This is a genomic window from Pseudidiomarina terrestris (assembly GCF_030466375.1).
Lineage (GTDB): Bacteria > Pseudomonadota > Gammaproteobacteria > Enterobacterales > Alteromonadaceae > Pseudidiomarina > Pseudidiomarina terrestris.
Window position 1 is genome coordinate 485,059 of sequence record NZ_JAGGJE010000001.1, and the last position, 13,216, is coordinate 498,274.

The 13,216-nt window shown below is 54.7% G+C and carries 15 protein-coding genes; 6 read left to right on the forward strand and 9 right to left on the reverse strand.

What is annotated here, in order from left to right:
• Positions 1 to 15 precede the first annotated feature (15 nt).
• Both J6J28_RS02310 and J6J28_RS02315 read right to left on the reverse strand, forming a co-directional pair.
• On the reverse strand, positions 16 to 615 hold the full coding sequence (locus J6J28_RS02310; protein WP_301719706.1) for a PH domain-containing protein: 600 nt from the start codon (positions 613 to 615) through the stop codon (positions 16 to 18).
• A 20-nt stretch (positions 616 to 635) separates the two neighbouring features.
• Entirely contained in the window at positions 636 to 1,025 is a 390-nt protein-coding gene (locus tag J6J28_RS02315) for a hypothetical protein (protein WP_301719707.1), read from the reverse strand.
• A 283-nt stretch (positions 1,026 to 1,308) separates the two neighbouring features.
• Between J6J28_RS02315 and J6J28_RS02320 the strand changes: the two genes are divergently transcribed.
• From J6J28_RS02320 to J6J28_RS02340, 5 genes are all read left to right on the forward strand, one after another.
• Positions 1,309 to 1,716 carry a hypothetical protein gene (locus J6J28_RS02320; RefSeq protein ID WP_301719708.1) on the forward strand — a complete coding sequence of 136 codons (408 nt, stop codon included), beginning with the start codon at positions 1,309 to 1,311 and terminating at the stop codon, positions 1,714 to 1,716.
• 45 nt (positions 1,717 to 1,761) lie between these two features.
• Positions 1,762 to 2,007, forward strand: coding sequence for a hypothetical protein (locus J6J28_RS02325; protein ID WP_301719709.1), 246 nt, complete (start codon positions 1,762 to 1,764; stop codon positions 2,005 to 2,007).
• A 62-nt stretch (positions 2,008 to 2,069) separates the two neighbouring features.
• A complete protein-coding gene (locus J6J28_RS02330) occupies positions 2,070 to 4,475 on the forward strand; it encodes a DUF748 domain-containing protein (protein WP_301719710.1) in 2,406 nt (801 codons plus the stop codon).
• A gap of 91 nt (positions 4,476 to 4,566) precedes the next feature.
• Entirely contained in the window at positions 4,567 to 5,199 is a 633-nt protein-coding gene (locus tag J6J28_RS02335; protein ID WP_301719711.1) for a protein-L-isoaspartate(D-aspartate) O-methyltransferase, read from the forward strand.
• A gap of 49 nt (positions 5,200 to 5,248) precedes the next feature.
• Complete coding sequence (locus tag J6J28_RS02340; protein WP_301719712.1) at positions 5,249 to 6,562, forward strand: erythromycin esterase family protein; 1,314 nt, start codon at positions 5,249 to 5,251, stop codon at positions 6,560 to 6,562.
• Positions 6,563 to 6,664: 102 nt separating this feature from the next.
• Here the strand turns inward: J6J28_RS02340 and J6J28_RS02345 are convergent, their stop codons facing one another.
• Together J6J28_RS02345 and J6J28_RS02350 are read right to left on the reverse strand one after the other, a co-directional pair.
• Positions 6,665 to 7,408 (reverse strand): glutaredoxin, encoded by a 744-nt coding sequence (locus J6J28_RS02345; RefSeq protein WP_301719713.1) that lies wholly within the window; start codon positions 7,406 to 7,408, stop codon positions 6,665 to 6,667.
• Positions 7,409 to 7,590: 182 nt separating this feature from the next.
• Positions 7,591 to 8,334, reverse strand: coding sequence for an HNH endonuclease family protein (locus tag J6J28_RS02350; protein WP_301719714.1), 744 nt, complete (start codon positions 8,332 to 8,334; stop codon positions 7,591 to 7,593).
• A gap of 180 nt (positions 8,335 to 8,514) precedes the next feature.
• Here J6J28_RS02350 and J6J28_RS02355 point away from each other — a divergent pair, with 180 nt between their 5' ends.
• A complete protein-coding gene (locus J6J28_RS02355; protein ID WP_301719715.1) occupies positions 8,515 to 9,222 on the forward strand; it encodes a ZIP family metal transporter in 708 nt (235 codons plus the stop codon).
• Between the two features lie 154 nt (positions 9,223 to 9,376).
• On the opposite strand, the gene J6J28_RS02360 is transcribed toward J6J28_RS02355, so the two are convergent.
• The 5 genes from J6J28_RS02360 to J6J28_RS02380 form a co-directional block, all read right to left on the reverse strand.
• Entirely contained in the window at positions 9,377 to 9,655 is a 279-nt protein-coding gene (locus tag J6J28_RS02360) for a TFIIB-type zinc ribbon-containing protein (RefSeq protein ID WP_301719716.1), read from the reverse strand.
• Positions 9,656 to 9,836: 181 nt separating this feature from the next.
• Positions 9,837 to 10,268: a hypothetical protein gene (locus J6J28_RS02365; RefSeq protein WP_301719717.1), complete on the reverse strand. Its 432-nt coding sequence runs from the start codon at positions 10,266 to 10,268 to the stop codon at positions 9,837 to 9,839.
• Positions 10,269 to 10,277: 9 nt separating this feature from the next.
• Complete coding sequence (locus J6J28_RS02370) at positions 10,278 to 11,291, reverse strand: tetratricopeptide repeat protein (protein ID WP_301719718.1); 1,014 nt, start codon at positions 11,289 to 11,291, stop codon at positions 10,278 to 10,280.
• Complete coding sequence (locus J6J28_RS02375; RefSeq protein ID WP_301719719.1) at positions 11,278 to 11,559, reverse strand: hypothetical protein; 282 nt, start codon at positions 11,557 to 11,559, stop codon at positions 11,278 to 11,280. The genes J6J28_RS02370 and J6J28_RS02375 overlap by 14 nt, the downstream gene beginning before the upstream one ends.
• 12 nt (positions 11,560 to 11,571) lie before the next feature.
• On the reverse strand, positions 11,572 to 13,188 hold the full coding sequence (locus J6J28_RS02380; RefSeq protein ID WP_301719720.1) for a DUF4331 domain-containing protein: 1,617 nt from the start codon (positions 13,186 to 13,188) through the stop codon (positions 11,572 to 11,574).
• Between the last annotated feature and the right edge of the window lie 28 nt (positions 13,189 to 13,216).

The window sequence follows — 13,216 nt, forward strand, 5'->3', positions numbered from 1 at the left end:
CGGACTGCATCTAATCTATAATTTCGTCAGAATTTTTTCTTTTGCCCGTTGGAACTCCTCATCGGAGAGCACACCTAGTTTTTTCAGGTTCCCCAGGCGTTCCAGCAGTTCGATAGGGTCACTGGGTTTGTCCGGCACACTTGGTGCCGATACATTTTGTTCCTGATGACGCAGCCATTTATTGGCAAGATCAGCCATCGCCTTTACGCTATCTTTCGTGCAGTTATCGATGGTGATTAGGCGTGCTCCGAGGTCAATGATGATCTTCCCAAACATCCACCCTTGCGATGAAGAAACTGCTGAAACACGATCATGGCGGACACTTTGCGAATCGATTGCTCTTGAAAGTAATGCCGCATCAAGAAATAGAAATCGTTCATTCGTCAGCACCGCGAGCCAGGTATTGGCTCCAAAATCTGTTACGTTTGAGGTCACTGTTTGGTGCATCAAGCCGGACGTGAACGCAAAGACCACCTCATTGGGTTCAAGGTGGCCCGGGAGCGCACTCAACTCTTTACGTGTACCGAAGGTGTCGTGAACAACGCGGTTCAACGCACTGATAGCCCGCCAGTTCTTTAGTTCGGTAAGGCGTTTGTATTCGTCGAAGTTTTCCATGTCCTGTTCTCGTATTCTAACTACACGCTGTGACTAGGCTGAGCCTTGCTGCGGCTTTCAAACCAGTTTGAAGCGTCCGCCTGGAATAGTTTTATGACCGTGAAAATATCAAGCGGGATAATAACAACTGTTCCAATCCAATCGATCGTCGTCGTGCTTTCAAAAACGCCTCCTAAACTTAAGGTGACCGAAAGAACGGCGAGTGTGCAGTAAACCCATCGTGCGCGGTTACTCCCTTTCGCAATTTTGTACGGGAATAGGCCGAGAATGCAGAAAAATAGAGCCAAAGTAACGAAATCATTGACTGAGATATTGCCGGTCCAGTAGTTCGCTAACTCGATAACAGCTGAAATAAAAATGGTCAGCCATATAGCGATGATAGCTTGTCGTACTTCCTTTGGCGTATGCATTAATTTTCCTAAAGTCCTTATTGAGGAAACGGTAATTTAGCAACAGTGCAACATAATGTAAACGCAATTACCTAGCACAGCGGTATGTGCATCAAATATGGTGCAACTCACCTTCTTGCCTCAGATTTGATGCATCTAAAAAATAATGCATCAAATTTGATGCGTTATTTTCGCCGAATTTGAAAAGGGTATGCATACATACGTCTGCGCGGGAAGTGGATTGCGATTCAGGTAGGGTGGAGCGAGCCTGCTGTGGATTGGCTTGATTCCGAGCCCCGCGACCATGAATCAGACCGAGAAGTCGCATGCAGTTCCTTTGGTACGTGTGTTTAAGGAGTGCAGCAGGGCACCAGCTTCATGGTCCTATTTGGGCGGAGAGCTCACCGGTGATCGGCATGGTTCATTCGAGTATATGTTCGAAGAGCAGAATTACATGGCCTACTTTAATTTAGAGGCCAACCAACGCTCACCGCTTTTTGTTCCACTCAATGACTACCCGCGTTTTCAGGAAATTTCCAACGAGCCGAATGCGTACTTAAGTACCTTGATTATTGAAGCTTCTGGAAGTGATTTTAATTACCAGCGAATCTGTAAACATCCCACTATGCGTTTTGGCTTATTGCCCCTTAAGGCATTCAAGCGCACTTTGGTTGTATTAACTACTTACTGGGCATTTTGTATCGTTTGCTGAATGCTCGTTGACCGCCAGCGATGGACAATGAAACCAGGTGTTTATATGAATATTCCGAAGCTTGTCCCACAGCGCACTCCAGCCAGTCCCGCAGAAAAAACTCTCTACGTCGGCATCGCCCTCGCTGGCATGGTCTACGGCCTAAGCTATTTCATTCAGACCAACGTGTTTGGTGATGCTGCCGCCGCGCTGCTTGAGACCTCACCTGAATTCATCAGTTACCTCTGTAGCGGCATCCTCTTTGCTGCATTGCTGCAGTACATCGTCCGCGAGCTGCCGCGCGATAGTTGAGTGGCGCTGCCGCTAATTCCATCTACACTATGCGTTAGACTCATTTTAAAGGAGACTGACGTATGGAGGGCGGTTCACTGCACCGTTTTGGTTGTTATCTGCGGACAAAATGGGCCTCGCCCCGGCGGATAAGGTTCTGGCTGGTACTGCTGGTCGTGCTTTACACCTTGCTGGGCTTTTTTGGCGCGCCGTGGATGATTCAGTACTTTGCTGAAAAAACCGTAACCGAAGACTACGACCGCGAACTTAGCATTGCCTCTGTGCAAGCCAATCCCTACACCCTGACGGTGCGTCTGAGCGGTGTTGCGCTGCATGATACCGACAGCGAGCAGCTGCTGGGCTGGGACCAACTGTTCGTTGATATGTCCTGGTCGAGCATAACTCATCGGGCCTGGACCTTTACAACTATCCAGCTCGACGGCCCCATGATTCAGGAAGAGCGTTTTGTTTCCGGCGAGACCCGCTGGTCGCGTCTGGCTGCGCAAGTCTCGTCTACCTCAGCCTCTAAGCAAGCCCCGGCAACCGAAGAGCCAGCGGCGCTGCCGGCCCTGCAAATCAGCTCGCTGCAGATCAACAACGGCAGCGTGCGTTTTACCGATCATCTGCGTGAGGCTACGGCAGATGCGAGTTCCTCGGCACAAGCTGCGCTCACCCTGGAGCAAATCGGCCTGTCGCTGAGCGATTTTAGTCTGGAGGAAGGGCAGAGTTTCCCGGTGAGCTTTAACGGTCAGCTCCAGGCGGGTGGTCAACTGGCGCTGGACGGCACCCTGCAACTGCTGCCTACTTTGGCATTTGACTCCAGCGCGAGTATTCGTGACCTGGCACTGAAGCAGGCTGAGCCGTATCTGCGACAGGTGATGAATGTGCAGCTGGAAAGCGGCACCCTGACCGTTGATGGTCAACTGCAGACCGATGCGCAGCAACCTTTTGCCTTGCAGGGCTCGGCTGGCATTGATGATCTGGATATCAAAAATGGCGCCAACGGCGAAGCGCTGATTGGCTGGCAAAGTGTGCAAACCCCGCAGTTCTCGGTAAGCCTCAAAGATCAGCAGCTGAAAACCGAATCCATTACCGTGGACGGGCTATCCGGTAAAGTCGTGATTTACGCTGACCAAACGACCAATTTTGGGCAGCTGGTGAACGGCGACGCGCAGGCAAGTGATAGCTCTGATGCTGCGGCCGATGCGTCGTCCGATGCTACGGCCGATGCGTCGGCTGATGGTGAGAGCGCGGCGCCCTTTGCTATTATTATCGAGGGCATCAAGCTCAACGACGGTGGCCTGCAATTTGCCGATAACTCGCTGCCATTGCCGTTTTCAACCCGTATTCATGCGCTCAACGGCGAGCTCACGACCTTGAGTTCGACTTCAGCGGAGCCGGCGCGGGTAAACCTTGAAGGCGAGGTTGCCGAGTACGGTCTGGTGACTGTCGATGGCGCGGTCAATGCATGGGATCCTATGCGTGAGACCAATTTGCAGCTGCGTTTTCGTAATCTTCAGGTGCCTGAATATTCCCCTTATACGGTCAATTTTGCCGGGCGTAAGATCGCTGGTGGCACCATGGACCTCGATCTGGACTACAGCATCGACGACAGCCAGCTTGAAGGTGAGAACAATCTGGTGCTGCATGATCTCAAACTGGGCGAGAAGATGGCTTCGAGCGATGCCATGGATCTGCCGTTGAATCTGGCCATTGCGCTGTTGCAGGACAGCAACGGCGTAATTGACCTCACCTTGCCTGTGACGGGCGATGTGGGCAATCCGCAGTTTGATTTCAGCAAAATCATCCGCCAGGCGATCGGCAATGCTATCACCTCGGTGGTGACTGCGCCCTTTAGTTTCCTTGCCAGTCTGGTTGGCTTTGAGAGTGATGATCTTGGCCGGGTCGAGTTTGCCGCCGGACGTATGGATCTGCTGCCGCCGCAGCAGCAACGCGTGAATAAGTTGCGTGAGGCGCTCAATCAGCGACCGCAGTTGGTACTGGAGCTGGCCGGTCCCTACAGTCGTGACTTCGATGCGCCGCTGTTGCAAAAAGAAAAAGCTGTTGAAGAGCTGCAGCGCAGGCTGGCTGAGGCTGAGCGTGCTGCGGCAGAGCCGAGCTTGACCGCAGAGGCGAACCAGGATCTGGTCGAGGCGATGTTCCAGTCGTACTATCCGGACACGCCGCTGGCTGAGCTCATCGATTACTTTACCGCGGAGCCAGAAACGCCCGGCGGCGAAACTCAGTTCGACGCGTTGGCGTATCGGAACTATCTGGCGGAGCAGATCATCGATGCCCAAAATGTCACAGAGGCCGAGCTGAAAGTCATTGGCAACGCCCGCGCGCAGGCGGTGTATCAGGCTTTGGTGAGTCCGCAAGACGCGGCCGGTGTTGCTGCAGAGCGCGTGCGCCTGCTGGCGCCTGAGGCAGTCGACGTTGGGGAGGATGATCAGCGTATCGCGATGGAGATCGGTGTGAGCGCGGGGTAGCCCGTAGCTGGCACTGGGAGTGCCGCGCGCATTTGGCCCTCGCCGCTATCCCTTACTATAGTTGTTGGTAAGCAACGAAGGAGTACAGGTTATGGATAGCAAAGAGCGGATGATTGAGCGTCATTTGAAGGGCAGGGATATTCACGATGAGCGGGTTTTAGACGCCATGCGGGCCGTCGACCGATCCTTGTTCGTGCCGGAGGATTTGCAGCATCACACCTATGCCGATAGCCCCCTGCCTATTGGTAAAGAGCAGACCATCAGTCAGCCCTACATTGTTGCCTACATGGCGCAGGAGCTGGGGCTGAGCGAAGATGATAGGGTGCTGGAGATTGGTACCGGCTGTGGCTACAACGCCGCGGTTCTTGGTCAGCTTGCCGATGAAGTGTATTCCATTGAAATCATTAAATGGCTGGCCGATCTGGCGCAGAAGAATCTCGCCAAAATCGATAGCGATAACATCAGCGCGCGCTTTGGCGACGGCTATGACGGCTGGCCGGAGGAGGCGCCGTTTGATGCGATTGAGCTGACCGCCGCGCCGCCCAAGATCCCCGAAACTCTAAAACAACAGCTGAAAATCGGCGGCAAACTGCTGGCGCCTGTCGGGCGTTTGCAGCAGCAATTGCAGCTGATTGAGCGGGTCAGCGAGGATGAGTTTACCGAGCAGTTGCTGATGCCGGTGCGTTTTGTGCCGATGACCGGGCAGGCGGAATCCTCGAGTTAGTCTTCGAGTTCGTCCTCGAGTTCGTCCTCGAGCTGAAGGAGGGTATGCTATGAGCGACAGTGTGATTGATAGTTTAGCGACACATAAACGCGACTTTGCCAGCATTGCGCATCTGCGGCCATTGCTGGAGTCCGTCAAAGACAAGAGACTGGTGATGCTCGGCGAGGCATCCCACGGCACCCATGAATACTATAAATGGCGTGCTTCGATTTCAAAAGTTCTGCTTGAGGAGTATGACTTTGATTTTGTTGCCGTTGAGGGCGACTGGCCGGCCTGCTATGAGCTGAACCGGCATGTCAAAGGCTACGATGATGCCATTGCCGAAACCAGCGATGCGCTGAAAGAGTTTTCTCGCTGGCCTTCCTGGATGTGGGCCAACTGGGAGGTGCACGAATGGGCACAGTGGTTGCGCGAGTTTAATCAGCAGCAGGCGCAGGACCAGCGCAAAGGTTTTTATGGGCTGGATGTGTACAGTCTGTGGGAGTCGCTGGACGCCATCATGGACTATCTGGCGCGCGAAGACCCTGCGGCATTAGCAACAGCGCAGGAGGCCGTGCGTTGCTTTGAGCCTTACCGCGATCAGGACGGACAAAGCTATGCGCTGTCGACCCGGCTGGTGCCGGAGGGCTGTAGCGCCGAGGTGACCAGGATGCTGCAGGAGATCCGGCGCAAAGTACCGACTTACAACTCCGACCGTGAACATGCCTTTAGCACCGAGCAAAATGCGCTGGTGAGCAATAATGCCGAGCGCTATTACCGGGTGATGGCGTCGGGTGGGTCTGGCGACTCGGGTGACTCGACCTGGAATCTGCGGGATCGCCACATGATGGACACCCTGAACCGGCTGATGGAGTTTCATGGTGCCGACGCTAAGGGCATTGTCTGGGCGCACAACACTCATATTGGCGATGCCTCCTTTACCGATATGAAATCTGCCGGATTGTTTAATCTCGGCGAGCTGGGGCGTAATGAGTACGGCCGTGATGAGGTGGCGCTGGTAGGGTTTGGTGGCTATCGCGGCAGTGTCATGGCAGGCAGTTCCTGGGGCTCACGCGCGCAGGAGATGAAGCTGCCGGAAGCGCGTAGCGGCAGCTGGGAAGACTTGTGCTATGAGGCGGGAGATCAGTTCTATATTGCCTCAGCAGATTTGCCTGATGTTGCCGACTTGCAGCGGGCGATTCCGCATCGTGCTGTGGGTGTGGTCTATCACCCCAAGCATGAGCGTTACGGCAACTATGTGCCGACACTGATCCCTGAACGGTACGATCACTTTATCTTTTTTGCTGAGACCCAGGCTTTGCATGCGCTCGACCTGCAGGGCGATGCCAGTCGTATGCCGGATACTTATCCGTTTGGGTTGTAGCTTCGGTTGCCCCCCGCCAAGAAAGGGCAGCCCTCTGTGGATAACTTGTTTTGATGCCAGCAGAAAGGGCTGCCCTTTGTGGGTAAGTTGGGTTAGAGCGAACTAAACCGAGGCATGGATGATCATCCACAGGCCGGCGATGAACATCATGACGTTCTCGGTTAGTGAGATAAAGCCGAGTGGAACATCACTGTTACCGCCGACGCAGGCACATTTGAGTTCGCGTTTATCAATGTAGACGGCTTTGATGACCGAAATACTGCCGGCAACACCGATAACGATAGCCACCGGGCCGACCAGCCAGCCCCAGATGCCGGCCAGCATGCCGATACCGGCGTAAGCCTCCGCAAACGGATAGATGTAGGCGTAGCGCACCCAGCGCTGGGAGAGCAGGTCGTAACCGAGAAACTGATTTGTAAAAGCTTCAACGTCCTGCAACTTTTGCAGCGCCAGCAAGGCCATGCTAAAGGCCACAAAGCGCTCGGCGGTTGGGATGGACCAAAGCGCAGTGCCCATGCTCCAGTTCACCGCGAGTGCCATCAATAGAGCCAGACCAAAGATGGCAATGACCGGCCGATATGCGGCGGCAAACTTGTCTTCAGGTTTGGTTTTGCCGAAATAGTCGCGGAGTTCTTCGTAGCCGCCAATACGCTCGCCGTCGATAAAGGTTTGCGGTGTGGTATCGACGTCATGCTTGTTCATAAACGCTTCGGTTTCTTCGCGCGTGGTCAGGTGATGATCCTCCACCTCATAACCTTCGCGCTCGAGTAAATCTTTTGATTTCATGCCAAACGGACAGATGTGCTTGTCCATCACCATACGATAAATTTTCGCTTGCTTGGCCATGCTCACTCCTTTTTTTCGGGCTTCCTTATAAAGTTAGCGGCTGTGCGCACGAATTCAACTATGCCCGCAAAGATATAAGAAAGGGCAGCCCTTTGTGGATCAGGGTGCTATCAGGAGGAAGGGCTGCCCTCTGTGGATAACTTTGCTGCTTTGGGCGAGCTAAAGGAGGCGAGCACGAGGGGCTAGTCGCAAATCTTATCGCGCAGTTGGCGGATCTCGTCGCGTGAATTGCTGGTGAAGTCGTAGATCAGCATCACCCGTAAATAGCGGGTTACGTACTGGCAATGGAACTTCTGGTTGGGCGGCAGCCATTCCAGCGGGCTGTGAGCGCCTTTGCTGCGGTTAAGTTCGAGTTTTACTGCGAACAGGTTGACAGGGTCATTGGCGAACTCTTTGCGTCGTTGGGCAGGCCAATTGGCAGCGCCATGGTGCCAGGCCCAGGCCAGAGGCACGAGGTGGTCGATATCGATGTCTTTCGAATCGAAGATAATTTCTCCCGAATACGGGTCATTCCAACGGCCACGCAGCACACGGCAACCATCTGGAGTAGTGCTCACTTTAATGGTTGATAGCTCGGTTAATAGCTCATGCCGCGTGTTCAAACAGTCCCGGTCGGCGTCAGTCCAATGGATGTATGCGCTACGGGAGTATCCACGGTTCGCTTCGTCTGGTTTATTGCCGCGGTTAGTCTTGGGCAAGCGGCCGCCATCAGCAAGACAAGCGTCAAGTGATGGGTAGCTAGTGAATCTTTTTATGCGCTCGTAGTAGGGGCTGCGCCAGTCGTGGCAGATTTTAGACTTACTCATTTTAACCGTTGCGGCTAAAACAGCTTGCGCCGGCAAGGTCGCAACCAGCACGGCACAGCAGATACCGAAAACTACCGCTGCAGTCTTCATGGCCGTGCGCACCCCTCGGAAGCATTTCATGCGACATTAACCTATTATGATGTAAGTCTTTTGCTTATCGTACGGCATTTCGGCGAGACCGCCAACAGAAAGGGCAGCCCTTACCATTTGAAGGTGCCACTGGGAGGAAGGGCTGCCCTTATGATTTAACGGCGCTTTGAAAAGCTAGGGCTGCCCTTTCTTCTAATACTGGAGGTTTGGATGGTATTAAAAATGTTGTTCGTCACGTGGCTCGCTGGGCTTGCGGCTTTTGTTGGCGCGGTGCTGGCGAAATGGGAGGGCCGCGCCGGGACGTTATTTAAGCAGCGTTTTGTGCATGGCGTGGTAGCTGCTGGTGGCGGTATCTTGCTGGCTGCGGTCATGTATGCGCTTTTGCCCGAGGCGAATAAATATCTTTCTGTTTGGTCAGTGGCCGCGGCGTTTATCGGTGGAGGCGTGACGTTTTGTATCATCGACGAGTGGTTGGCGAAGAAGATGAGTCGCGCTTCTCAGTTGCTGGCGATGTTGCTCGACTTCGTCCCTGAAGCATTAAGTCTTGGGGCAATGTTTGCTGTGAATCCGAGCTTTGGGATGTTGCTGGCGCTATTTATTGGCTTGCAGAATTTTCCGGAGGGATTTAATGCGTTCCGTGAACTGGAGGATTCTAAGGTATCCGCCAGGCGCCGTCTTGTTGGCTTTTTCCTGGTGTCCTTCGTCGGGCCTATAGCGGCGCTCGCCGGCTATTATTGGCTGGGTGATTTTTTACAGACCACCGCGGTTATTATGGCGGCTGCGTCCGGGGGCATTTTGTACCTTATCTTTCAGGACATCGCACCCGAATCGACGATGCGTCGACACTGGACGCCGCCGTTGGGTGCGGTTATCGGTTTCGTTGTTGGTATGGTGGGGCATCAGTTGCTCGCAGGCTAGATTTTTTATAGCGGGCGACGAGGTTATAAACGTTTGCCTCCTAGGTCAAAGTGCGGGCTCACGCCGGTCGCCTTGCATGGTTGTGCGCCGCCGGCGCCTGGTCTGGCGCCGGATCGCTTCAAAAATGACTCCTTTCCGCAGAATCAGGGCAAAGTTAAAAGTCGAAGAGCTCACCCAGAAGGCTTTTCTTTTTGCGCTTTTTATAGCCATAGCTGTCGTTTGGATTTTGATAATGAGGCTGTTGTACATGCCGTGGTTCGCGGGGTTCAGGAGCTGGCCGCGCTTGCGGTGCTTCAGGTTGGGTACGCTCGATGATTTTGTCGAGCTCGCCGCGATCGAGCCAAACGCCCCGACATTTCGGACAATAGTCAATCTCGACACCTTGTCGCTCGGTCATCATTAAGTTCTCGTCAGCACATACTGGACATTTCATAGCTTCCACCTGGTTGTTTTGGTTTAGTTGTAATTAAGATACATCTACCGGGGAAAAGTTCCAGCACTATAACAAACCTCAAGGGAGGGCAGCCCTTCCTGTCTCGAGGTGCCTTCGGAAGCAAGGGCTGCCCTTGCTTCCGTAGACACTCCTAAAATGTAAGGGCTGCCCTTGCTTGGGGTTAGCGGAGGATTTTGTGGTCGGGGAGGCGGTGGTGGATGAGGTGCGCGGTGACTTGCAGGTCCGGGCTGTAGGCGCAGGGGGCGGTGCCGCGGAAGGTGATGGTGCGCTCGCCGGCGAATACGCCTTGCTCAAACTCTGCAACAGGCTCGAGTTTGCAAGAGCTGCCAAGGGTCAGCCATTGCGGTAAAGCTGGCAACGCTGCGGTGGGCTCCGAGGTGCCGAGCAGGACCTCCAGGTCGTGTTCGGTAAAGCGCCATTGCCACTGTAGCTTTGAGGCGTTGGCAGCGGGCTCTAAGTTTAAGAAGCTGGTACTGAAATCATGGGCCTGCGCAGCAAGTGGCATGGCAACCAGAGGTATCACAACGAGAGCCTTATTGCGCAGTGACTTCAATACCAGCAAAACTGAATCGATAAAGGTAGAGTGACGCATAACAGTTCCTTAGTTTTGTGCGCGAGTTTCGGTGAGCGTCCGGGCAGCATCGAGTAGACGCTGGTCAGCGGGCTCTTCCGCGACTGCAAAGTTAAGTTCGGCGTAGTGCAACGCTTGCGTGGCGTTGACGTCGACATAAAGAAAGTAATAGGCAATATCGGAGGTGTGCAGCGCATCATCACGGGCAATGCGGACTTGCATGCGCTCCGAGGCCAGCTGACGCCAGCAGCGACGCACTTGCTGCTCTTGGTCCGCGGCAGCCGAGCCAGCAGCCGAGTCCGCAACAACAGCAGCCTCCGCAGCCGCCAGGCGCTCAGCATGCGCCAGGCGCACAATCACGCTATCTTCGGGCAACTGTCCCACCCGCGGGCAGGCTGAGTAATGCGACAAAACCTGCCGGGGTTGTTGTAATAAGAGCCAGGCGTCGATAATGAGTTTCTGATTTACCACCGGTTGCGCGGCAAAATTGCGCGTCCCGAACCAGTCAATCGCGGCTTGGTACTGGCCCAGTTCGAAGGCTTGTTCGGCAAGGATCTGCTGTTGCCAGTGCCGTACTGCGACAGTCGCCGGTTGTTGCAGATAAAGGCGCTGCAGTTGCTGATAGGTGTCCGGCAAACGCTCGGGCTTAAGACGGCCGGCAACTTCTAGTAAGCAGGTCGCGGTGATGGTCATATCCGTCTGCCCCAGGAGCTCCTGGCAGCTTTGTTGGGCAGCCATTAAACTGCCTTGTGCTAAATGAATACGCGCCTGCATCAGTCGTGCTTGTACATGTGCAGGGTCACGCTCGAGAAGTATCGCCAGCAGTTCCAGGGCATCGGCGAAACGATGTCCGTACTGCAGGGCATCAGCCTCGGCCAGCAAATTAGCTTCACCGTCCGTGGTAAAGCTATCCCTGGAAACCGTTGGCGCGGCACTCGCCGCAGCGGATGCTAAACTCCCCAGCACCAGCAAAGCCAGTGCCAGCGAGCGCAGCGCCCCACTGCGGCGGGTGCCGTCAGTGCGCTGCGGGTTAGTCGCGTCCATTGATCGTCCCCGAAGCGATAAGGTCATCAAACTCCGCGGTATCGAGGACATCAAAGTCGATATCCTTGTCGTTCACCGTGATCGGTGCCGCGGTCGATTCTTGCGCGTAAGCATCGCGTACTAAGATGCGAAATGAGGTGCTGTCGTCACCCCCGCCCGTAGGAGGAGGTGGCGGCGTCTCCGCGCGTTTGACTTCGTTGTTGCAGCCGGCAAGAGCCAGTGCAGCGGTTACGACCAGCAAGGTGGTCAAAGTTGTACGTAAATTCATGACGATCTCTCCTTATTCTGCTGAACCAGAAATTGGCGTGATCAGATACGGGAAGCTGCTGTCGACAAAGCTAGCGTCAATCGGCGCGCCATCGGTAAAGGGTGCAAAGCCGACGTTGGCATCTTCCGGTGCGCAGTAGCCCAGATTCGTTGGCGTACCGTTCACGGGGATGTCGTGACACAGGGCACCCATGACCACACGCAGGGCGATATCAACCACATCATCACCCGGGCGACGACCATTCGGGAAGCCTGCTAAATCATCGCCGGCAACGCCGTACGGAGACTGCAACATCGCCGGTGTCGCCGGGATGGCGGTGTTCAGGCGTAACATTTCAGAAGGCGTTACTGTGGCCTGCTGGTTGACCCCTGGAAAGCCGGTTAAGAAAGCTGCAACCAGGTCTTCACGCGGATAGTTGGTCGGCGCGATGGTTTCAAAGTTGGTGTTTAATGTCGCGTTCACGGCATCACGGAACAGCAGATCCAGAATCACTGGCAAGGTAGGATGAGTGACAAAGTCAGCAAACTGACCGTCTGCGCTTGGCGCGGCCCCGCTGAAGGTATCCTTGGCATCAAGGCCAATCACCAATTCGTTCACCAGCGGCGAACCTAAACGTGAAACCTGCACTAACGCACCACCGTTGACTTCAGGCTTGGCTAAGTCGGCTTCTGGGTTAAGAATACGCGCTTGTGGCAAGCTCGCTGTGGTCCAGGCACCAATGACACCGTTACCTGATGCAGTGACACAATCGGTGGGCAGTTCTAAGGCGATGGTGTTGACGTTTTTATCGGCCAGATCATCGTTAGCGGTGTCCTGGGTGATACCACCTGGGAAGCCGCCGCCGTCGCCTGCGCCCGGCGCGCTATCGCCTTCGACTGGTACGTAGTTGACCAGGTCAAAGGTTTCGCCAAGGTTTACGGTGAAGGGGTCTTTACGTTGACCGACAAACACGCGGCCTGGGCTGGAACAGTTCGGAATATTGATGTCGTACACGTACTGATCCGCGTAGTCCTGATAGGCACTGGGGTTGCCAAAGGTCTTGTCGCCGACATAGGCGTAAGGTTTGACGAACTCCATTTCACCGCTGGCACCGTTGACGGCACTGCGACTACCTGAATCTTGCGGACCGCTGACCAGTTCAACCTGATAGGTTTCACGGAAGTTCAGTGCGCTGTTATCGCCGGCGCTGACGCCGCCGATGTGCTTGAGTGGCACGCTGACTTCGCGGGTGTAGCCCTCAGGGCCGACGGTCAGTTTTACGCCGCCGTTCGGTTGCTCTTGCTGGAAGCGAAATTCGAAGGTGTAGTCTTCGACGGCATCGCCGTCAGCATCGATATGGATGGCATAGACTGCGGCCGGATCCATTGCGAAATAGTTCGGACCACCATAGGCATCTTGCAATGGCACGTAGTTGGCAATCGCAGTGATGTAGCCTTCGCGACCGGTCTCGTAGCTATTGAAAAGATAAAAATCGGTCGAATCGACAGTGGGGAAGCGGGTGATGTTCGGCGCTTCGCGGTGACTCGATGCTTGCGCTGCACCGCCGAGTAAGAGAGTGGTGACAGCCAGTGCCACGCAGCTTTTTTTCGCGGTCGCGCCGCGGCTAGTGTTTCTGTTTATGTTGTTCATAGTAGTTCCTCGCAATCGTTGTTGTTAG